The sequence below is a fragment of the Corallococcus sp. AB049A genome (assembly GCF_003668885.1).
Taxonomy (GTDB): domain Bacteria; phylum Myxococcota; class Myxococcia; order Myxococcales; family Myxococcaceae; genus Corallococcus; species Corallococcus interemptor.
Window position 1 is genome coordinate 16,044 of record NZ_RAWL01000008.1, and the last position, 19,518, is coordinate 35,561.

The following is a 19,518-nucleotide window of genomic DNA, read 5'->3' on the forward strand; positions in this document are numbered from 1 at the left end:
GGCGGAAGTGCAGCAGGATTATCTCGATCGGCTCATCGCGCTGTCCCTCGACGAGGACCTGGGTGCGGCGGGGGACGTCACCTCGCTGGCGGTGGTCCCCGCGGAAGCGGAGGGCAGCGGTGAGCTGGTCGCGAAGGAGCAGATGATCGTCGCCGGCCTGGACGCCTTCGTCCGCGTCTTCCACATGGTGGACGCGGAGGTGGAGGTGGAGGTCCTCAAGCGCGACGGCGAGGAGATCAAACCGAAGGTGGTCGCCGCGCGCGTCCACGGCAAGCTGCGCTCGCTGCTGGCCGCGGAGCGCACGGCGCTCAACCTGGTGCAGCGCGCGGCCGGCATCGCGACGCTGGCCCAGCAGGCGATGACCTCCGTGCGGGGCTCGAAGCTGCGGGTGCTGGACACGCGCAAGACGCCGCCGGGCATGCGCGGGCTGGCGAAGCACGCGGTGCGCATGGGCGGCGCGTCCAACCACCGCTTCGGCCTCTTCGACGGCATCCTCATCAAGGACAACCACATCGCGGCCGTGGGTGGAGACATCACGGAAGCGGTGCGGCGCGCGAAGCTGAACGGTCCCCGGCTGGTGAAGATTGAGGTGGAGGTCACCAACTTCAAGCAGCTGGAGGAGGCCATCGCCGCGGGCGCGGACGTCATCATGTTGGACAACATGGACGACGCGCAGATCCGCGAAGCGGTGAAGCTGACGGCCAGCCGCGTGCCCATCGAAGTCTCGGGCGGCGTCACGCTGGACCGGCTGCCGCGGCTGGCGAAGCTGGGCGTGGACTTCGTGTCGATGGGCGCGCTGACGCACTCGGCGCGGGCCATGGACCTGTCGCTGGAGATCGCGACGACGAAGAAGCCCGCGCGCAAGTCCCGCTCTTCGTAGGGCTGACGCGGAACGAAGAAGCAGGCGATGCGCGGTGAGATGTTCCTCGCCATCGCCTGCTTCGGCCCACGAACCTCGGACGCCAGGCCATGACAGACGCAGAGCGAGCACGCGAGCTGGGACTTCGCTTCTACGTGGCCACAAAGGAGAAACAGGGAGCCCGCTGGTCGACGTTCTTCGAGAGCGGCGACCTGGAGGAGGCCCTCCGCGCCGGACGAGAGAAGAGCGCTTTCGAAGTGGCTGTGTTCGTGGCGACGGCGTCAGGCGGATTCGTCTACTGGACGAGCCGCTCCCCAGATGTCTTCAATGCGTCGGTGTTGGTCCGCGACGGGATTTGAATCCATCAAGTCGCGGACCCACCACTCAGGACAGGAGTAACGCTCACCGCGCCCCGGTGAGCGCCTCCACGCGCGGCTTGCCCTCCGCCGACGCGGGCATGCCCATCTCCAGCAGCGCGGACAGGGTGGGGGCCACGTCCACGGGGTTGATCTCCTCCAGGTACAGCCCCGGCTTCACGCCCTTGCCCGCGAACACCACCGGCACCTGCGTGTCGTACGAATACGGCGTGCCGTGGTTCGTTCCGCGCGGATAGTCGCTCACGACCTGGAACGGCTTCGCCATGAACACCACGTCACCGCTGCGCGCCGGGTAGTAGCCGCGCCGCATCGCCGCGAGGAGTCCATCCGGGTCCTGTGCCGTGGCCAGGTCGTCCTTGGCCACCGCCCACACCGTATAGGGCTGCTTCGCCAGCCACGCCGCCGCTGCGCGCCGCACCGCCACCGCGTCCAGCTGGCCGGACTCCAGCGCCTTGCCGCCCAGGTGCACGTCCAGTTCCAGCAGCTTCACCGTCACGTCCACGCCGAACTTCGCCTTCAGCTCCTGCGCCAGCCCCTTCGCCGCCTCCACCGGATTGAGCCGAGCGGCCGGCATGCCCGCCTGCGCCCACGCCTCCGGGATCTCCGCGCCGCCGTGGTCCGCCGACAGCATGATGACCAGGTTCGCCTTCCCACCCGCCGCGCGCTCGGCGGCGGCGATGAGCTCTCCCATCGCTTGGTCCAACCGCAGCATCGTGTCCTGCATCTCCCACGAGTACGGCCCGAACGCGTGGAACACCGCGTCCGTCCCGCTGAAGCTCACCGCCAGGATGTCCGGCACGTCGTCCTGGCCCAGGCCCTCGCCCTCCAGCGCCGCCTTCGCCGCCTGCACCAGCAGGTCATGCGAGTACCCCGACACCGCGAACGCCCGGTACGACGCGGGCCCGGGCGCCTGGAGCCCGCCCTTCAGCGCATGCGGGAACACGCGCCCCATGCCGTAGGCCTCCGGCTCCATCGGGCGGTCGTCCTCGCCCACGTACTCGGCGCGCGGACGCAACAGCTCCCACGTCTTGCTGAACGCCGCGTCCGGCAGCTTGCGCGCGTTGAACGCCTGCATCCACGCGGGCTCCTGCTTCGCGTACCAGGTGCTCGTCACCATCCGCCCCGTCGCCTCATCGAACCACCAGGCCTGGCCCTGGCGCCCGGCCAGCGGGATGGCGGCTCGCGACTTGTAGGACAGCGCCACCACCTTGCCCCGGCCCTGCGTGGACACGCGCAGCCGGTCCGCCAGCGTCTCCGCCATCAGGTTCACCGGGCTCGTGTCCGACCCCGGGGGCGTCTCCGCGTTCAGCACCGGATGCGTCGGGTCCGTGTAGACCTGGACCGCCTGCCCGGACGCGCGGTCGTAGATGTCGTTGTCCACGATGCCGTGGCGCCAGGGGTTCGCGCCCGTGGCCAGCGTCGCGTGGCCCGGCGCCGTGCGCGCCTCCGCGTAGGCGTACCGGGCGTAGGGGTAGTACGCGCCCGTGGAGAGCAGCCGGCCCAGGCCCCCCGTCAGGCGCGGGCGGCTTCGCAGGAGCAGGTCACTGCCCATGGCGTCCACGCTGATGAACAGCGTGAGCTTCGGGGCCTTGGCGGAGGCGGGCAGGGCGAACAGGACGAGGAGGGCGGCGATCAGGCGCGACATGGTGCGGCAGCCTCTTCCGCCGGATGAACAGAAGCAACCAACATGCGCGCCCACCGCTTGGACACGCCACCCCGCCCTGATATGGGCGGCCCAATGGTCGAGGCACGGCTGCGCGTCATCTACGGCGACACGGATCAGATGGGGGTCGTCTACTACGCGAACTACTTCCGCTACTTCGAGTTCGCCCGCAGTGAGTTCTTCCGTGCCCACGGAGGCAGCTACCGCGAACTGGAGAGCACCGGGCTCCTGCTGCCCGTGGTGGAGGCCAGCGCCCACTACAAGGCGTCCGCGCGCTACGACGACATGCTCCTCATCCGCACCACCCTGGGTGAGTTGCGCCGCGCGTCACTCGTGTTCACCTACGAGCTTCTGCGCGACGGTGACGCCCCCACGCTCCTGTGCACCGGCCGCACGATGCACGCCTGCGTGGGGCGTGACGGAAAACCGCAGCGGCTCCCCGAAGCCATCGCCCGCCTGAAGGCCGCGGACGACTCCGAGACCTGAACCCTTTTCCCTTCCCGAATTCCCGAACGAGGAGCACCCGAAAATGGATCGCAACCTGGCAATGGAGGTCGTGCGCGTCACCGAGATGGCGGCCATCGCCTCCGCCCGCCTCATGGGCCGCGGCAACAAGGATGAGTCCGACCAGGCCGCCGTGGACGCGATGCGCCGCGCCTTCGACGCGCTGAACATCGACGGCACGGTCGTCATCGGCGAGGGCGAGCGCGACGAGGCGCCCATGCTCTACATCGGTGAGCGCGTAGGCGCCCGCAACGCCGGCGCCCCCGAGGTGGACATCGCCCTGGACCCGCTGGAGGGCACCAACCTGTGCGCCTACGGCCGCCCGGGCTCCATCTCCGTCGTGGCCATGTCCAGCCACGGCGGCCTGCTCAACGCGCCCGACACGTACATGGAGAAGCTCGCCGTGGGCCCGCGCGCCCGGGGCGCCATCGACCTGCGCAAGTCTCCCACGGAGAACCTGCGCTCCATCGCGGAGCGCATGAAGCTCTATGTGGAGGACCTCACGGTCATGATTCTGGACCGCGAGCGCCACGCCGACCTCATCAAGGAGGTCCGCTCCGCGGGTGCCCGCGTGCGCCTCATCGAGGACGGTGACGTGGCGGGTGCCATCGCCACCTGCTTCGAGGGCTCCGGCGTGGACGTGCTCATGGGCATCGGCGGCGCGCCGGAAGGCGTCATCGCCGCGGCCGCCATCCGCGCCACCGGCGGTGACCTGCAGGGCCGGCTGGTGCCCCGCAACCAGGGCGAGATCGAGCGCGCGAAGAAGATGGGCATCACCGACATCCACAAGATCTACACCGCGGAGGAGCTGGCCCGGGGTGAGGTGATGTTCGCGGCCACGGGTGTGACGAGCGGCGACTTCCTCAAGGGCGTGCGCTTCTTCGGCGGCGGCTGTGAGACGCACTCCGTCGTCATGCGCAGCAAGACGGGCACCGTCCGCTTCATCCAGTCCATCCACAAGTTCGACAAGAAGCCGGGCTACGCGCCGTAAGCTGTCCGTCAGCCCTGTCCCTCACTCCACCGGAGACACCGCCATGGCCGGCGCCACGCGCACCATCACCATCAACGCTCCCGTCGAGAAGGTCTTCGACATCATCACGAACTACGACCGCTACGCGGAGTTCCTCCCGGAGGTGAAGAAGGTCTCCACCTCCCAGCGCCAGGGGAACACCGTCCAGGTGCACTACGAGGTCGATGTGGTGAAGCGCATCCGCTACACCATCCGCGTCACCGAGGAGCGCCCCAAGCGCATGTCCTGGACCTTCGTCGAGGGCGAGGTGATGAAGGACAACAAGGGCAGCTGGACGCTGGAGCCCGAGGGCGAGGGCAAGACGCGCGCGACCTACAACGTGGAGATGGCCCTGGGCGCCCTCATCCCCAAGGCCATCATCAACACCCTCACGGAGACCCAGCTCCCCAAGATGCTGGAGGCCTTCAAGCGCCGCGCCGAAACGACCTGACCGTTTTCGTCGACGGCCCGCGTCACCACTGACATTTCGCGTCAGGTCTCCGCCCGCCTGCCTGTCATCCCGTACGGTCCGTGCCGTGCAAGGGAGCAGGAGGGCGGGCGGGCCCTTTTCGGCTGGAGCCGTGCCGCGCGAGGGGCGAAAGGCCACCTGAAATGAGTCGTGTTGCGGCGCGCGGCGGACGCATTAGGATCAGGCGAATTTTGAACGTCCACGGACGTCTCCCTGACATCCGTGGCACGGTCGCTCTGTCCCGGATGTCGGGAGGTGGACGAGCAGCCATGCGGAATCAGGGTGCCATCCCCAGAAAGAAACCGGGGTTCTTAATTTGCATCAAAGAGATGTGGAAGTGGTAAGGGGGCGGGACGGCGGGCGTACATCGGGGTACGTAGGCTGAGGGAGAAACCGAACCCATGCTCGACGCGTTCATCATTGAAGAGATCAAGCGCCGCGAGCGGCTCCGCCGCGAGGATTACGAGCGGCCGGTGGTGGAACTCCCACTGCCTGCACCCGATGACCGTCCCCACCGGAGGACGGACACCGAGGAAGAGAAGCCGTCACGAGGCGTCGTCGTCATCGACCTGCTCGGCTGATGACCCCATCCCACCCGTGGCCCGTTGGCCACGGCGTGTCCCGGAGCCCGCGGACGGGCTGTCCCTCACCGGACAGCCCCCGCGGGCTTCGCGCTTGCGGGGTTTCCACTAGGCCGGCGCCAGCAGCAGCAGGTGCCGGGGGTGGTAGACCTCCCACAGCACCGTCCCCTTCTGGAGGGGGTTGTAGGGCTGGAGGGCCAGGAGGACCTTCTGGCGCCACTCCTCTGGCAGCGCCCCCTCGCCGTGGAAGGCGCCCACCAGCGCGCCGGTGACGGAGGCGTGGATCTCCGTGTCGCCGCCCCGGTGGATGACGTCCAGCAACGCGGCCTCCGCCGTGGGGACGTGGAGCAGCTCCCAGAAGGCCAGCCGGAACGCGGCACGCACCGCGTTGTTGCCGGGCCGGTGCATGTGCAGCTCCGGACCGTAGAGCTGCGGGTCGTCCTTCGCGGCCAGGGCCAGGTCCTCGCGCAGCAGGGCCGCGGCCTGGGAGACCTCCTGGACGTAGTCCTTCTCCTGCTTGCCCAGGGCGGCGGCCGCCAGGGAGATGCCCACCTCCGCGGCCGGTAGCAGGTCCGCGGCCTTGAGGTCCGGTCCGCCCGTCATCGCCTTGGCGATGGCGGCGCACAGCCCCGCGCCGGCCAGCTGGCTGCGCGGGTCGAAGTGCGTGAGGGCGGTGTCCTCCAGCGCCGCCTTCGCCAGGGCGAAGGAGTCCCTGGCCAGGTGGATGCCCAGGGGCACCACGCGGGGCAGGGCGCCCGCGGGGGCCGGGCGCCGGAAGTTCTTCTGCCAGACGCGCTTGCCGGCGTCCTTCACCTGGGGCGGCAGGCTGGAGTCACACTCCTGGAACAGCTCCTTCATGTGTTCGCTGACGGAGATGGCGTGCGGCTGCCAGGCCCGGTAGCGCTTGAGCGCGTCGCCCGCGTCGTAGCGCTTCATGTCGCGCAGGCTCAGGGCCAGCGCCACCGCCAGCTGGGCGGGCTCCGTCACCTGTCCCTTGCGCAGGTCGTGCGGACCGCCCCCGTGCATGCCCTGGTAGGGCCCCTCGGCGAGCTGGGGGAAGGCCGGCGCGTAGAAGGGCCTCCCCGCGGTGGGAACGGCCAGGGCGTTGCCAATGGCGAGGCCCAGGAGGGCGCCCCGGGCACGCTGACCGGGCAGCGGGTCGGGCCCCGTGGCGCGGCGCTTGGGAGGAGGAGGCATTCGGCGGCTGGACACTGTAGCAGGCGGCCGGTGCGAGCGTGCTTGCCCGTTCCGGCCGTGCCTCGTAGAAACGGCCGCCTATGACCGAGATCGCTCAAATCCTGGCGCGTGAAGTGCTCGATTCCCGTGGCAACCCGACCGTGGAGGCCGAAGTGCTGCTCGTGGGCGGTTCGCGCGGCCGCGCGACGGTGCCCTCCGGCGCCTCCACCGGTGAGCACGAGGCGCACGAGCTGCGCGACGGCGACAAGGGCCGCTACCTGGGCAAGGGCGTGCAGAAGGCCGTGGACCACGTGCGCGACACCATCGGGCCGGCGCTCATCGGCATGGACGCCGTGGACCAGGTGGCCGTGGACAAGCGGATGATTGAGCTGGATGGCACGTCCACCAAGTCCAAGCTGGGCGCCAACTCCATCCTCGCCGTCTCCATGGCCACCGCGCGCGCCGCGGCGGACGCGCACGGCCTGCCGCTGTACCGCTACGTGGGCGGCCTGCAGGCGCGCACGCTGCCCGTGCCGCTGATGAACATCCTCAACGGCGGCGCGCACGCGGACACCCGCGTGGACGTGCAGGAGTTCATGGTCGTCCCCGCCGGCGCGAAGACGTTCGCGGAGGGCCTGCGCTGGGGCGCGGAGGTGTTCCACGCGCTCAAGAAGATTCTGAAGGGCCGCAAGCTGGCCACGGGCGTGGGCGACGAGGGCGGCTACGCCCCGGACCTGCCGGCCAACGAAGAGGCGCTCAAGCTCATCATGGAGGCCATCGACGCGGCGGGCTTCAAGGCCGGCGAGCAGCTGTTCCTGGCGCTGGACGTGGCCGCGAGCGAGTTCTTCGACAAGGGCTCCAAGAAGTACAAGCTCAAGGGCGAGGGCAAGGAGTACGACTCGCAGGGCCTGCTGGAGTACTACCGGGGGCTCACCCAGAAGTACCCCATCATCTCCATTGAGGACGGCATGGCGGAGGATGACTGGGAGGGGTGGAAGAAGCTCACCGACGCGCTGGGTGACAAGGTGCAGCTCGTCGGCGACGACCTCTTCGTCACCAACGTGGAGCGCCTGTCCAGGGGCATCGAGACGGGCACGGCGAACTCCATCCTGGTGAAGGTGAACCAGATTGGTTCGCTCACGGAGACGTTCGACGCGGTGCGCATGGCGCACAAGGCGGGCATGACGTCCATCATGAGCCACCGCTCCGGCGAGTCCGAGGACACCACCATCGCGGACCTGGCGGTGGCGCTGGACTGCGGGCAGATCAAGACGGGCTCGGCGTCGCGCTCGGACCGCGTGGCCAAGTACAACCAGCTCCTGCGGATTGAAGAGGAGCTGGGCGCCGGGGCGCGCTACGCGGGCCGCACCGCCTTCCGCTCGCTCGCGAAGAAGCAGTGACCGTGAGCACTTCTCGCCCCCGCATCCTCGTCTCCAACGACGACGGCTACTTCTCCGAAGGGCTGCAGACGTTGGTGGAGGCGGTCAGCCCCCTGGGCGAGGTGTGGGTGGTGGCGCCTGACCGCGAGCAGAGCGCCGCCTCCCATGCCATCAGCCTGCACCGGCCGCTGCGCATCAAGGAGGTGCGCGAGCGGTGGTTCTCCGTGGACGGCACCCCCACGGATTGCTCGTATCTGGCGGTGAACCACCTGCTGAAGGACAATCGTCCCCAGCTCATGGTCTCCGGCATCAATCACGGCGCGAACCTGGCGGACGACGTCATGTACTCCGGCACGGTCGCGGCGGCCATGGAGGCCGCGTTCCTGGGCATCCCGGCCATCGCGTTCAGCCTGGTGACGCGGGGGCCGTTCGACTTCAAGCCGGCGGGCCGCTTCGCGCGCGCGCTGGTGACGGAGGCGCTGTCGCGGCCCCTGCCGCCGCGGATGCTCCTCAACGTGAACATCCCTGGCGGCGTGGAGCCGGACGGCTACGTCATCACGAAGCAGGGGCGGCACTCGTACGGCCAGAACGTCGTGGAGAAGGAGGACCCGCGCGGCCGCAAGTACTACTGGATTGGCGGCACGGAGTACGCGCACGACGACATCCCGGGCAGCGACTGCAACGCGGTCTTCGACGAGAAGCGCGTGTCGGTGACGCCGATGCACTTCGAGATGACGGACCACGGCCGCATCCCCGAGCTGTCAGGGTGGAACCTGCAGGGCTTCAAGCGGCACGGTCCGGGCGGCGGTGACTGAGGTTGGGGCCGGGCGGCTCCAGCCGAGCGGGCAGGGCGCTCTGGGTGTTGCTCGCGGCCGCGCTGTTGGGCGGCTGCGCCAGCACCCAGGCCGCTTCCTCCTCGCAGCTGGACACGGCCGGTGTCAGGCCCGAGTCCACGAGCAACGGCAAGCCGCTGTCCTTCGCGCTGAGGCCCACGCACGAGGAGCCGGAGCTGGTGGCGGTGCGCCACCGCGTGGCGGCGGGCGAGACGATGTACCGCATCGCCAAGACGTACGGCATCACGGTGGAGGAGCTGGCGCAGGCCAACGGCATCAAGGATCCGCGCGAGCTGGCGGTGGGCCAGGACCTGCTGATTCCGGGCAGTGAGCCGCCGAAGTACGGCGACCCGGGGCCGCTGTCCGACGAGGAGCCGGAGCTGGTGCTCTCCAAGCCGGGGCAGGCGCCGGTGTCCACGCCGCGCCGCTCGGTGCCCGCGGTGTCGCGCCGGGAGGATCCGCCCCGGGCGCGCGTGGTGTCGGGGCGTCCGGGCGCGCCGTCGCGTCCGAGGCTCGCGACGCAGGGGATGCTCGACTGGCCGTTGCGAGGCGTGCTGTATGGCCGCTTCGGCAAGAAGGGCAAGGAGCCGCACGACGGCATCGACCTGGCGGCGCCAGCGGGCACGCCCATCAAGACGGCGCAGGAGGGCACGGTCCTCTACGCGGGCGAGCAGAAGGGCTACGGCCTCATCGTCATCGTGGAGCACGCGTCGCCGCTCATCACCCTCTACGCGCACAACCGCGACCTGCGCGTGAAGACGGGGCAGAAGGTCCGGCGCGGGCAGGTCATCGCCACGGTGGGTGAGTCCGGCCGCACGTCCGGCCCCCACGTGCACTTCGAGGTGCGCGTGGACGGCAAGCCCGCGGATCCGCTGGAGTACCTGGGCGTGATGCCGTCCGCGAACGACTAGGTCGCTTCGGGAGCAGGAAGTGTTGCGCGGGGCGGATAGCATCCGGCGTGACGGGCACGCTCGCGCACCAGGGCGAGGATGTTCTCGCAGGTGGGCATGGGCTTGCCGGTGAGGTGTCCCAGCTCCACGACCGCGCCCAGCAGCGCGTCGATCTCCATCGGGCGACCGCGCTCCAGGTCCTGGAGCATGGACGTCTTGTGCGCGCCGACCTGGGCCGCGCCCTGGATGCGCTGGTCCACGTCGATGAGGAAGCGCGTCCCCAGCGTCTCCGCCACCGCCTGCGCCTCCAGCATCATCGTGCGCGCCACCGCGCGCAGGTCCGGCTGACGGCTGAGCACGTCGAGCGTCGCGCCGGTGAGCGCCGACAGCGGGTTGAAGGCGAGGTTGCCCCAGAGCTTCACCCAGATTTCATCGCGGATGCGGGGGCGCACGGGCGACTTGAGCCCGGCCTTCATCATGAGCTGTGACAGCGCCTGGATGCGCGGGCTCTTGCTGCCGTCGGGTTCGCCCAGCGTCACGCGGTCGTTGTACGTGTGCACGATGACGCCGGGAGAGACGACCTCCGCGGCCGGATACACCACGGTGGCGATGACGCGTTCGGGAGGCAGGGTGCGCAGAATCACGCCGCCTGGGTCCACGCTCTCGACGTGGCGGCCCGTGTACGGGCCTTCGAGTCCGTGGAAGTACCAGTAGGGCACGCCGTTGATGCCGGTGACGAGCGCTGTCTCTGGACCCAGCAGGCGGGCAATCTGCGGCGCCGCGGCGGGCAGGGCGTGGGCCTTGAGCGTGAGGAAGACGTAGTCCTGCGGGCCCGCGTCGTCGGGCGAGTCCGTGCAATGCGGGCGCACCGTCACCGTCTCGCCGCCGCTGGTGAGCGTGACGCCGTGAGTGCGCATCGCGTCCAGGTGGGCGCCTCGCGCGATGAAGGTCACGTCCGCGCCGGCCTGGAGCAGCTTGACGCCCAGGAACCCGCCGATGGCTCCCGCGCCGAAGATGGCGATCCTCATGACGTGAGCCCCAGCCGCTCCGCGAGCCCGATGCGCTGCACCTTGCCGGTGGGTCCCTTGGGCAGCTCCGTGAGGAAGACGATGCGGCGGGGCACCTTGAAGTCCGCCACGCGTGACGCCACGAAGTCGCGCAGCTCGCGCTCGGTGGGAGTGTGGCCCTCGCGCGGGACGACGGCGGCGGCCACGTCCTCGCCGAGCTTGGGGTGGGGCAGGGCGAACGTCACGGCCTGCTGCACGGCGGGATGCTCCAGCAACACGGTGTCCACCTCCAGCGGGCTCACCTTCTCCCCGCCGCGATTGATCAGCTCCTTCAGCCGCCCGGTGAGCCGCAGGTAGCCCTGCGCGTCGAGCGTGCCCTGGTCACCCGTGCGGAACCACCCGTGCGTGAAGGCGCGCGCGTTGGCGTCGGGGTTGTTCACGTAGCCGGACATGACGTTGGGGCCCCGGATGACCACTTCACCCAGCGCCCCCGGAGGCAGCAGCGTGCCCGCGTCGTCCATGATGGCGACCTCCGGCCCGGCGGCCAGCCCCACCGAGCCCGCGTACCGGGGACGCGGCGGCAGCGGGTTGGAGGCCATCTGGTGCGCGGCCTCCGTCATGCCGTAGCTCTCGATGACGGGCACGCCGAAGACGCGCTCCAGCTCCTCCATCACCTGCGGCGGCAGCGACGCGGACGAGGATCGGATGAAGCGCAGGTGATGGTCCTTCAGGCTGCCCGCGTTGCGCCGGGCGCGCTCCAGCAGCGCCTGATGCATGGTGGGGACGGCCGTGTACCAGGTGGGACGGACCTCCTCGAACCAGGAGAAGAAGCGCAGGGCGTTGAAGCCGGGCGTGCACACCACCCGGCCCCCAGCGCCCAGGCTGGACAGCACCGCCGCCACGAGCCCGTGGATGTGGAACAGCGGCATGATGTTGAGGCACGCATCCGTGGGGCCCAGGCCCAGCTGCGCGCCGATGTGCCGTGCGGAGGCGCGGAGGTTCGCGTGCGTCAGCGGCACCTGCTTGGGCCGCGCCGTCGTGCCCGACGTGTGCAGCACCAGCGCGACGTCGTCAGGGTTCGCGAGGCCAGGACGGTGCGCCGCTCCGGACATCGGCTGCGCGGCCTGGAGCGTGAAGTGTCCGGCGGGTCCGTCCAGCGCCGGACGCAATTCGATGAGCGGGATGCCGCGTGCACGCGCGACCTCGCGGGCCGGCTCCTGTGTTCCTTCGAGCACGACGAGCGCACGGGCCTGGAGGTCGTCCAGGTAGAACGTCAGCTCGTCCGCGCGATAGGCCGGATTGAGCGGCGCGGTCGTCGCGGCGCTGGCCACGGCGAGGAAGGCCGCCGCCATCTCCGGCCCGTTGGGCAGCACCAGCGCGACGCGGTCTCCCAGGCCCAGGCCCCATGCGTTCAACTGCTCGCGGACGTTGGCGGTGAGCTCCCGCAGCGCGCCGTAGCTCATGCCCTGCCTGCCGGGCGCACCGAGCGCTACGTCCTCCGTCCGTCCGGCTGCGAGCAGCGCTTCGAGGGTGTCCTTGCGCTCCATGCCAGGCTCCACGTCCCACCTCCCCGGGCTTGCTTCCGAATGCTGCTATATCGGCCCGCCGGGAGGCACACCATGTCGCGGAAAGTGGCGCTCATCACCGGTGCATCTGCGGGGCTCGGGGTTCAGTTCGCGGAGCAGTTCGCGAAGGACGGGCACGACGTCATCCTCGTGGCGCGCGGCGTGGCGAAGCTGGAGGAGCTGGCCCGGAAGCTGGAGCAGGCGCACGGCGTGAAGGCGCACGTGCTGCCCGCCGACCTGGGGCAGCCCTCCGCGCCAGAGCAGCTCTTCGCGCGCGTGCGGGAGCTGGGGCTCGCGGTGGACTTCCTCGTCAACAACGCGGGGTTTGGTTCCGCCGGGCCGTTCCTGGAGCAGGACATCGCGAAAGAGGCGGAGATGGTGGAGGTCAACTGCACCGCGCTCCTGAAGCTCACGCACCTGTTCGCGCGCCCCATGCGCGAGCGCAAAGCGGGGCGCATCCTCAACATCGCGTCCACCGCGGGCTTCCAGCCGGGGCCGTACATGGCCACGTACTACGCGACGAAGGCGTTCGTGCTGTCCTTCACGGAGGCGCTCGCGGTCGAACTGGAGGGCACGGGCGTGACGGTGACCTGCCACTGCCCGGGGGCCACGAGGACGGAGTTCGCCAATCGCGCGGGCAACGCGGAGTCGCGCCTCTTCAAGCGGCCAGGCGTGGCGGAGGCGCCCGAGGTCGCGGGCCATGCCTACGCGGCCATGATGAAGGGGCGGGTGGTGGCCATCCCCGGCGCGCTCAACTGGCTGGCTGCCTTCTCGGTGCGGTTCAGCCCCCGGGTCGTGGTGCGCTCCATCGCGGCGAAGCTCAACCAGCAGGGCTGAGCGGGCGGGGAAAGGGTAGAGTGTGGGCCGTGTCACGCCTCCCCCGGCTCTTCATCTCCTGCTTCGTACTCCTGGCATCGCCTGTCCTCGCGCAGGAGGGGACGGACGTCCCCGCGCCGTCCACGGTGGCGGTGCTGCCCCTGCAGTCCAACGCGGCGGCGAAGGACGCCGCGACGGGCATCACGGCGCTCATCGCGAGCCGGCTCGCGGAGTCGCCCCGGCTGCGCGTGCTGTCCCAACGCGAGGTGCAATCGAAGGTCGACGCCGAGCGCCAGCGGGAGCTCGTGGGCAGCACGTCGTGTGAGGAAGCGGACTGCCTCCAGGCGCTGACCTCCCTCACGGGGGCGCGCTACATCCTCATGGGCCGTCTGGACCGGTTCGGGAGCCAGTACCTCCTCTCCGCGAGCCTGATGGACACGCGCGAGGGCCGCAGCATCGGCCGGCCGCGCGCGGAGGCCTCGGATGACGGCGAGCTGGTGCGCACGGTGGTCGCCGTGTCCGACGAGCTGAGTGTGGCGCTGGAGTCCCCGGGTGAAACCGTCACGGCCCGGCCGCTGCTGGGCGGCGCGGTCATGTCGTCGCCGGGCGGTGGGCTGACGCTGGGGTTGCGCTTCAACAACAGCTTCATCGACAAGCTGTCCTCGTTGAACCCCGGCCTGGACCTGGAGATGGGCTACTGGTTCCACCCGGAGTGGCAGGGCTTCCTCCAGGTGGGCTTCACCTGGGTGCACGCGGGCGGCGACGTCGAGGGCGAGCTCAACGTGCTGCCCAGCATCGTGGGCGCGCGGCACTATCACCGCCTGGAGAAGGACCTGCGGCCGTACTGGGGCTTCGGCCTGGGCGTGCAGCTGTCCTTTGGCGACTACGGCATCTTCCAGAACACAGGCCCGCTGCCGTCCGTGGTGGGCTTCGTGGGGTTGGAGTACCTGCTGGCGGGCCACGTGGGCTTCCAGCTGGAGCTGGGAACGAACATCGCGCAGGCGGTGCTGGGGCTCGCGGAAGACGGCGCGGGCGACGGCCTCAACTTCGATGTCAACGCCGGCATCGCGTACCACTTCTGAGTCTTCCGGAGCCTCTCATGTCCTCGCGTCTGCGCGCCCTTCCGCTCCTTGCCCTGCTGGCCTCCGGGGCCTGTACTGAAACGCCGAAGCTGGATCCGAAGGACCAGGCGGAAGGGCTCTACCTCCAGGCCAACTCCGAGTACCTCAAGGGCAACTTCGACGCCGCGCTCAAGTCCTTCGACGAGATGAAGGCCCTGACGCCGGCAGACCCGCGCCTGCCCGCCGCGAGGGGCGAGGTGCTGCTGTCGATGAGCCGGCTGGAGGAGGCCGAGAAGGAGTTCGCGGCCGCGCTGCGCTTGGACCCGAAGCGCTCCACGAACTGGAGCCGGCTGGGCTTCATCCAGGCGCAGCTGGGCAAGAAGGACGAGGCACGGCAGTCGCTGCAGAAGGCGCTGGCGCTGCATCCGAAGGACTTCAACGCGCTGGAGCAGCTGGGCGAACTGGCCGAGGAGCGCGGCGACCACGACGAGGCGGTGCGCGACTTCACGCAGGCGGCGGAGGCCGCGCCGGACGCGTCGAAGTCCGACCTGCTGGTGCGGGCGGTGGACGTGCTGACGAAGCAGGGGCGTCAGGATGAGGTGGCCGGGCTGTTGCGCAAGGTGACGGGGCAGGGCGTGCGGACGCCGGAGGTGCTGACGGCGCTGGGAGACGCGGAGGTGCGCGCGGGCCGGTTGCCGGAAGCAGCGGCTGCGTATGAAGAGGCCGCGAAGAAGTCGCCGAAGGATCCGACGCTGTGGGAGCTGGTGGCGGAGATCCAGCTCAAGCTGGGCAAGCGCGAGGAAGCGCTGAAGGCCTATGGCGAATCGCTGAAGGTGAAGGACCGCGCCGTCGTGCACGTGGCGATCGCGAAGGCACACCTGGCGGTGGACGACCGGGCGGCGGCGGAGGCGGAGCTGCAGAAGGCCCTGGACACGGTGTCGGGGGCGGACGTGAGCGAGATGCAGGAGCTCGCGGACCTGCTCTCCGCGATGGGGCGCAAGCAGGACGCCCTGCGCATTCTGACGAGCCTGGGCGCGGAGCCGGGGCACGCGAAGAACGTGGACCTGCAGCTGTCCACCGCGAGGCTCGCGCGTGACTTGAAGGACACGGCGACCGTGCAGGCCGCCTGTGCCCGCGTGGCCTCGGCGGCAGCGGATGGTGGCGTGGTGAAGTGCCCGTAGGTATGTGTCGTGGGTGGCTGCGCCTGCTGCTGCTGTGCCTCCTGACGGGCTGCGCGTCCGGCCGGGTCGTGCGCCTGGATACAGGGCGTGAGGCCCTGGTTGTCGTGACGCCCCGGGTGGAGGAGGAGGCTCCGCTGGAGGACGCGGAGCTGGGGAGGGCCGAATTCAAGAAGGCCGTCACGGTGCTCGCGAGGGATGTCCGTCCGTTCTCGCATCCACTGCGGGATGCCCGCTTGTTGTTTGGTGTGCCGGAGCGCAGTGGCGTGTTCGGGTATGAGGTTCGCACGCGTCGGATCCGTCCTCTGGGAGAAGAGGAAGCACGCGAGCTGCACCTGGTGGACGATGCGTCGGCCGAGCTGGCGCGCGCCTATGGGCGCTGGTGTGAGCGCAAGAAGCAGGGCCGGGATTGCCTGTCGCTCCTGGAAGAGGGACCGCTGCTGGGAAGCGATGGCCGGTATGCGCTGGCCCTGGCATTGGCGATGGACTCGGTGTGGGACGAGACGGCGGACGCGCTCCGGGGCGTCGTGAACCCGCAGGCCGTGTTGGCCACCGTGACGGCCTCCGTGACCGTGTACCTGCTGCTGTGGTCATTGCCGGAGCCTGTGTCCAAGGGCATCGCGGCGCTGATGACAGCGACGGCCATCGCGTACCTGGGCGTGGACACGGTGTGGGGGCTGCTGGACGGGTGGCTGACGCTGGTGAAGCAGGCGGACCGGGCGCTGACGTTCGACGAACTGCGCGAGGCAGGGGAGGGCTACGGGAAGGTGCTGGGGAAGAACGCCGCGCGGGTCTTCGTGATGCTGGCCACGGCGGCGGTGGGTAGCACGGTGGGGCTCGCGGCGAAGGCACCAGGGCTTCCAGGCTCCGCGCAGGCGGCGCTCGCGGTGGAGTCCCAGGCGGGCTTCGCCTACGCGGGCATCGGTGGCGTGCGGTCCGTGGCCATGGCCGCGGATGGATTCACCATCGCCCTGGCGCCCAATGCCGTCGCCATGTCGTCGCGAGGTGGCAGTCAGAAACACCACCTGGCGACCTTACGGAACAATGTGTCCACGCAGCGCGGGGGACCGTGGACGCCGCGCTTCCAGCGCATCTTCAAGAAGGCGGGGATGGAGCTGAAGGACCCGGAGAACATTGTCGAGGTCCCGGGACATCGCGGGCCTCATCCTCAGAGGTACCATCAGCGAGTGATGGCGCGACTCAACAGCGCCACTGCGAATTGCCGGACGGTCAAAGACTGCCGTGCGGCATTGGTCCGAGCGCTTGAAATCCTGGCCAAGGAAGTCAAAACGCCTGGAACAGAGCTCAACCTGCTCGTCACCCGAGGCGGTTGAAAACCTGGAGCCCCATGACACTTCGCTACTTCGAGCTGTCTGAAGACGTCCAGGCCGGAACCTGGTACCTCGGCGACCCTGTTGATGAGCAGGGCCAGGAGGTCGAGGATCCCTGGCAGTTCCGGGCAGGTCGTCCGGTGTCAGTCTCCGGCAGGTTGACCGTGCCCATTGATCAGCAGGGGCGTGCGCTGGACTTCTCGACCGCTGGAGTCGGACTGGCGCCCGTTGTCCATGTGAAGGTGGCATCCGTCTTCGCTGAACTCGCCTCCGAGGATGTCCAGTTCATTCCCGTCAGCATCAAGGGCATGCCCGACCAGTACGTCATCCTCGTGGCCACGAAGTGCATCCTCTGCATTGATGAGCAGGCTTCGGCCGTCCAGTTCTGGACCGCTGAGGACGGATTGCCAGAGAAGGTTGGGACGTACTACGCCGTGGATGATCTTCACATCGATGTGAAGAAGGTCGGCACCACGAAGGTGTTTCGGACCGAGGGCTGGAAAATTGCCCTCATCGTCTCCGAAGACATCAAGCTCGCGCTGGAGCGCATTCGCGCCACGGGCGTGCACTTCACCCCTGTGTGACCTTTGCCACGGCGTTGCTTCCGGCTTCTTGATGACGTCACCCTCCCAGGCCGATGGGAGCTGGGCATCCCTCTGGATGCGGGTGGGAACGAGGTCGAGGACCCGTGGATGTTTAGAGAGGGGCGACCCGTTCCTCCGCGACAAGCGCTGCTCGTTCCCCTGGAGCATCCGGGAACGCCCCTCGACTTCTCCCTGGCTGGCTTCAGTACGCCCGTTGTCAGTGCGCGGGTCGCAGCTGTTTTTTCGGAACTGGCAGCACAGGACATCCAGCTTGTGCCCGTGGACGTCCAGGGACATGAGCGGCCGTACTGCATCCTCGTGGCGACTCGGCTCATCCGCTGCATTGATGACGACGCTTCCGACGAGGTGATCCGATGGACGCCTCAGGATGGCCGGCCGGAGCGGGTCGGGCAGTATCGCGACGTTGACGGCATGCGCATCGACCCAGCCCAGGTGGGCGATGCGCAGGTATTCAGGACGTGGGGCTGGTCCATCGCCCTCATCGTCTCCGAGGACATCAAGCTCGCCCTGGAGCGCGTCCGCGCCACGGGAATACGGTTCACCGAAGTTTGATTGTCGCGCCGAGGGGGAACGACACATGGTGCGACTCTGCAGTCTGCTGATGCTGGGCCTGACTCTGGCTTGCACGGGGGCATCTCCTCCAGCCACTCCCCGGACCTGGCCTCGCTCCCAGAACTCGGACCTGGGGACCGTGACCTCGGTGGAACGGGTGCACATCACCCGGGGCTTCACGGTCCTTCGCGGCGATACGCAAGAAGAGGTCACCGTTCACGACGGGCTGTTGATCAAGCTCCAGGGCCTGAGCTGGACGGAGTTCATGCCCCGAGCCATGCCGCCACCTTCCCTCGTGCTGGGGGACAGCTACGTGAACATGATCGTGGATCCCTTCGCCTTCCGGCCCGCCACCGTGATCCTCACGGAAGCGCCCCCTCCAGACACCGAGGTCGGCCTGTGGATGACCCTTCCCTGGGAAGTCGCACCGCAGCCCGGGGCTGACTTCAAGAAGGCTCAGGCTCGCGAGCTGGGTCCCAAGGGCCGTGGGGTGAACATCCGGACGCCCTCCGCGGACGCACCTGTCTCCTCATACCTCTCGCTGGAAGTGCTCCAGGAGAAGGTCGGGGGCCGCAGGTCCATGAACGGGGTCCACGCGCCCGAACTCTGTGCCAGCATCCACGTCGCCTGTGGCTTCACGGAGACCATCCACGGCCGCATCGACTGTGGCGGGTGCCCTCAAGGCCAGACCTGCACCCAGGACAACACCTGCTGCACGCCCGCGACCTGCGCGTCCCTGGGCCGCTCCTGCGGGAGCGTGGTGCCGGACGGCTGCGGCGCCTCGCTCGACTGCGGTGCCTGCCCCGTCCGCTGACCGCCCGGGCCCACCGTGCCCGGGCGGATGCCACTTCCTTACGTCCGGCCGCCCTGCAGCTTCCGGTACACGCCCACCACCTGCCCCAGGATCATCGTGGAGCGGAAGTCCGCGCGGTTCACGTAGATGGGCTGCATGGTCGCGTTCGCCGGCTGGAAGCGGATGCGGTCCGTCTCCGGGTAGTAGCGCTTCACCGTGGCCTCGTCCTCGATGAGCGCCACCACGATCTCCCCCGGCTGCGCCGACGGCGTCTTCTTCACGAAGAGGTAGTCCCCGTCGTGGATGCCGTCGTCGATCATCGACTGGCCCTTGACCCTCAGCGCGAACACCTCCCGGCCGTTCACCCCGCCCAGAAGGAAGCTGTCGATCTTGACCGAGTCCTCCATGTGCTCCTGCGCCAGCGCCGGCGCACCCGCCGCCACCTTGCCCAGGAGGGGGATCTCGATCATGCCCGAGTCCCGGCTCTTCATCCCGAGGCCCAGGAGCAACCTCGCCCGCTTGGTGGGCACCAGCGAGCGGCTCTGCTGCTCGCCCCGGGTGAGGTAGCCCTTGCGCTCCAGGGCCTTCAGGTGGTCGTTCACCCCGTTGGTCGAGCGGATGTCCATGTGCTCCCCAATCTCCCGGATGGTCGGGGGGAAGCCTCGGACCTCCGTCTCCTTCACGATGAATGTCAGGATCTCGCGCTGGCGCTCCGTGAGCTCTTCCATGGCCGCACTCCTTCGCTCGGTCGCCCGCCTGCTCTGGCGGTGATGGGCAACAGAATTTCAGTGGCCCATGCTCCCTGAACATACGTGTAGAGTCAATCTGTTCAGTACCCCCACCCATACCGTGCGTGCTGTCCTCGGCCTG

At 69.2% G+C, this 19,518-nt stretch carries 21 protein-coding genes; 16 read left to right on the plus strand and 5 right to left on the minus strand.

Annotated elements, in window-relative coordinates:
* Positions 1-7 precede the first annotated feature (7 nt).
* Positions 8-880, plus strand: a complete 873-nt coding sequence (nadC, locus tag D7X55_RS01760; RefSeq protein ID WP_199746833.1) for a carboxylating nicotinate-nucleotide diphosphorylase — start codon at positions 8-10, stop codon at positions 878-880.
* 89 nt (positions 881-969) lie between these two features.
* Entirely contained in the window at positions 970-1,218 is a 249-nt protein-coding gene (locus D7X55_RS01765; protein WP_121722024.1) for a hypothetical protein, read from the plus strand.
* Positions 1,219-1,261: 43 nt separating this feature from the next.
* Here the strand turns inward: D7X55_RS01765 and D7X55_RS01770 are convergent, their stop codons facing one another.
* Positions 1,262-2,881: an alkaline phosphatase family protein gene (locus D7X55_RS01770; protein ID WP_121722025.1), complete on the minus strand. Its 1,620-nt coding sequence runs from the start codon at positions 2,879-2,881 to the stop codon at positions 1,262-1,264.
* A gap of 93 nt (positions 2,882-2,974) precedes the next feature.
* Between D7X55_RS01770 and D7X55_RS01775 the strand changes: the two genes are divergently transcribed.
* The 4 genes from D7X55_RS01775 (at position 2,975) to D7X55_RS01790 (ending at position 5,462) form a co-directional block, all read left to right on the plus strand.
* Positions 2,975-3,385, plus strand: coding sequence for a thioesterase family protein (locus D7X55_RS01775; RefSeq protein ID WP_121722026.1), 411 nt, complete (start codon positions 2,975-2,977; stop codon positions 3,383-3,385).
* A gap of 43 nt (positions 3,386-3,428) precedes the next feature.
* On the plus strand, positions 3,429-4,394 hold the full coding sequence (glpX, locus tag D7X55_RS01780; protein ID WP_121722027.1) for a class II fructose-bisphosphatase: 966 nt from the start codon (positions 3,429-3,431) through the stop codon (positions 4,392-4,394).
* A 43-nt stretch (positions 4,395-4,437) separates the two neighbouring features.
* Positions 4,438-4,863 carry a type II toxin-antitoxin system RatA family toxin gene (locus D7X55_RS01785; RefSeq protein ID WP_121722028.1) on the plus strand — a complete coding sequence of 142 codons (426 nt, stop codon included), beginning with the start codon at positions 4,438-4,440 and terminating at the stop codon, positions 4,861-4,863.
* A 419-nt stretch (positions 4,864-5,282) separates the two neighbouring features.
* Entirely contained in the window at positions 5,283-5,462 is a 180-nt protein-coding gene (locus D7X55_RS01790) for a hypothetical protein (protein ID WP_043321424.1), read from the plus strand.
* Positions 5,463-5,570: 108 nt separating this feature from the next.
* Here the strand turns inward: D7X55_RS01790 and D7X55_RS01795 are convergent, their stop codons facing one another.
* Complete coding sequence (locus tag D7X55_RS01795) at positions 5,571-6,659, minus strand: ADP-ribosylglycohydrolase family protein (protein WP_121722042.1); 1,089 nt, start codon at positions 6,657-6,659, stop codon at positions 5,571-5,573.
* A gap of 80 nt (positions 6,660-6,739) precedes the next feature.
* Here D7X55_RS01795 and eno point away from each other — a divergent pair, with 80 nt between their 5' ends.
* Genes eno through D7X55_RS01810 form a run of 3 tightly spaced genes read left to right on the plus strand, consistent with a single transcriptional unit; the run spans position 6,740 to position 9,761 of the window.
* Complete coding sequence (eno, locus tag D7X55_RS01800; RefSeq protein WP_121722029.1) at positions 6,740-8,038, plus strand: phosphopyruvate hydratase; 1,299 nt, start codon at positions 6,740-6,742, stop codon at positions 8,036-8,038.
* A 2-nt stretch (positions 8,039-8,040) separates the two neighbouring features.
* Positions 8,041-8,832 (plus strand): 5'/3'-nucleotidase SurE, encoded by a 792-nt coding sequence (gene surE / locus D7X55_RS01805; RefSeq protein WP_120546625.1) that lies wholly within the window; start codon positions 8,041-8,043, stop codon positions 8,830-8,832.
* A gap of 44 nt (positions 8,833-8,876) precedes the next feature.
* Positions 8,877-9,761: a M23 family metallopeptidase gene (locus D7X55_RS01810; RefSeq protein WP_233609475.1), complete on the plus strand. Its 885-nt coding sequence runs from the start codon at positions 8,877-8,879 to the stop codon at positions 9,759-9,761.
* Here D7X55_RS01810 and D7X55_RS01815 read toward each other — a convergent pair.
* A complete protein-coding gene (locus D7X55_RS01815; RefSeq protein ID WP_121722030.1) occupies positions 9,758-10,768 on the minus strand; it encodes a 2-dehydropantoate 2-reductase in 1,011 nt (336 codons plus the stop codon). The genes D7X55_RS01810 and D7X55_RS01815 overlap by 4 nt on opposite strands.
* Complete coding sequence (locus tag D7X55_RS01820) at positions 10,765-12,294, minus strand: acyl--CoA ligase (RefSeq protein ID WP_121722031.1); 1,530 nt, start codon at positions 12,292-12,294, stop codon at positions 10,765-10,767. The genes D7X55_RS01815 and D7X55_RS01820 overlap by 4 nt, the downstream gene beginning before the upstream one ends.
* 72 nt (positions 12,295-12,366) lie before the next feature.
* Between D7X55_RS01820 and D7X55_RS01825 the strand changes: the two genes are divergently transcribed.
* The 7 genes from D7X55_RS01825 to D7X55_RS01855 all read left to right on the plus strand — a co-directional run bounded on the left by D7X55_RS01825 (position 12,367) and on the right by D7X55_RS01855 (position 18,669).
* Positions 12,367-13,149: an SDR family oxidoreductase gene (locus D7X55_RS01825; RefSeq protein WP_121722032.1), complete on the plus strand. Its 783-nt coding sequence runs from the start codon at positions 12,367-12,369 to the stop codon at positions 13,147-13,149.
* Between the two features lie 29 nt (positions 13,150-13,178).
* The gene (locus tag D7X55_RS01830; protein ID WP_233609476.1) at positions 13,179-14,210 is read left to right on the plus strand and encodes a hypothetical protein; all 1,032 of its coding nucleotides are present in this window, start codon (positions 13,179-13,181) and stop codon (positions 14,208-14,210) included.
* 17 nt (positions 14,211-14,227) lie between these two features.
* Positions 14,228-15,370, plus strand: a complete 1,143-nt coding sequence (locus D7X55_RS01835) for a lipopolysaccharide assembly protein LapB (RefSeq protein ID WP_120546619.1) — start codon at positions 14,228-14,230, stop codon at positions 15,368-15,370.
* A 2-nt stretch (positions 15,371-15,372) separates the two neighbouring features.
* Complete coding sequence (locus D7X55_RS01840; RefSeq protein WP_121722034.1) at positions 15,373-16,701, plus strand: AHH domain-containing protein; 1,329 nt, start codon at positions 15,373-15,375, stop codon at positions 16,699-16,701.
* Between the two features lie 14 nt (positions 16,702-16,715).
* Positions 16,716-17,282: an imm11 family protein gene (locus D7X55_RS01845; protein WP_120546617.1), complete on the plus strand. Its 567-nt coding sequence runs from the start codon at positions 16,716-16,718 to the stop codon at positions 17,280-17,282.
* 3 nt (positions 17,283-17,285) lie between these two features.
* Complete coding sequence (locus tag D7X55_RS01850) at positions 17,286-17,855, plus strand: imm11 family protein (protein WP_121722035.1); 570 nt, start codon at positions 17,286-17,288, stop codon at positions 17,853-17,855.
* Between the two features lie 139 nt (positions 17,856-17,994).
* Positions 17,995-18,669, plus strand: coding sequence for a hypothetical protein (locus D7X55_RS01855; RefSeq protein WP_147470001.1), 675 nt, complete (start codon positions 17,995-17,997; stop codon positions 18,667-18,669).
* 38 nt (positions 18,670-18,707) lie between these two features.
* Here the strand turns inward: D7X55_RS01855 and lexA are convergent, their stop codons facing one another.
* Positions 18,708-19,376 (minus strand): transcriptional repressor LexA, encoded by a 669-nt coding sequence (gene lexA, locus D7X55_RS01860; protein ID WP_120546614.1) that lies wholly within the window; start codon positions 19,374-19,376, stop codon positions 18,708-18,710.
* Positions 19,377-19,518 lie beyond the last annotated feature (142 nt).